This is a genomic window from Actinomadura bangladeshensis (assembly GCF_004348335.1).
GTDB classification, from domain to species: Bacteria; Actinomycetota; Actinomycetes; order Streptosporangiales; family Streptosporangiaceae; genus Spirillospora; species Spirillospora bangladeshensis.
Genome location: NZ_SMJW01000571.1, coordinates 1 through 900 on the forward strand (window position 1 = coordinate 1; position 900 = coordinate 900).

1 protein-coding gene is annotated in these 900 nt (G+C 69.9%); it reads right to left on the reverse strand.

The genetic code is table 11. The features are described 5' to 3' along the window. The coding region (locus E1284_RS40920) for a glycoside hydrolase family 11 protein (RefSeq protein ID WP_131945470.1) at positions 1 to 768 on the reverse strand (768 nt) is incomplete at its 3' end. Positions 769 to 900: the final 132 nt, after the last annotated feature.

Here is a 900-nt window from a genome sequence, read left to right on the forward strand (position 1 = left end):
GCCGCCACCACCGCCACCGCCACCGTCGCCCCCGCCGCTGGTGCCGCCCACCGTGATGTTGGAGTTGCCGCTGCTCTGGTAACCCTCCGTCGCGAGGATCATGTAGTAGTTGAAGCTGCCGAGGTTCATGCCCTTGCTGGCCCAGGCGTCGAAGTGGTTGCCGGTGGTGATGGTGCCGCCCGTGCGCTTCGACTGCCGGACGCTCCAGTACTGCTGGAACGTCTTCGTGCCCTCGACGGAGGGGGCGTTGGTCCGGGTGGTCTCGTAGATGTCGTAGGTGCCGCCGTCGCTGGTGACGGTGCCCTTGTACGTCCCGGTGGGCCGGTAGGTGCCCCAGTTGTCGACGATGTAGTACTCGACGAGCGGGTTGGACGTCCACCCGTAGAGGGCGAGGTAGGCGTTGCCGGACGGGTTGAAGCTGCCCGAGTAGTTCACGCTCCTGCGCCCGCCGTTGCTCCACCCCTTGCCGGCGACGAAGTTGCCGACGTTGCTCCAGCTGGTGCTGTAGCTGCCGCCGCCCTTCAGGGTCATGGACGACTGTCCGCCGCCGTCCGACCAGAAGGAGTAGTAGTAGCCGCCGTCACTGCCGGTCTGGTTCGAGGAGATGGTCGTGTCGGCGTAGGCGGTCCCCGGCAGGACGGCCGTGGCCGCCGCCAGCGCGACCGCGCAGGCGCCGATGAACGGCTTGGTGCGGAGGACGGCCCTGGACCTGCGGCGTCTCCGGGTTTCGGGAGGGGCGGCGGTGTCGTTCACGGGGGTGCTGTGCATGGGGGTGGTTCCTCACTCGTGAGCGCTGGCGGGGGCGGCCAGGCAGCGCGATACGACCCGGCGCGTCCGTCGGCGGCCAGGGGGACGGCCACCGCGGCGTCGGCGTCGCACAACGCGGCGGGGTGGATGGCG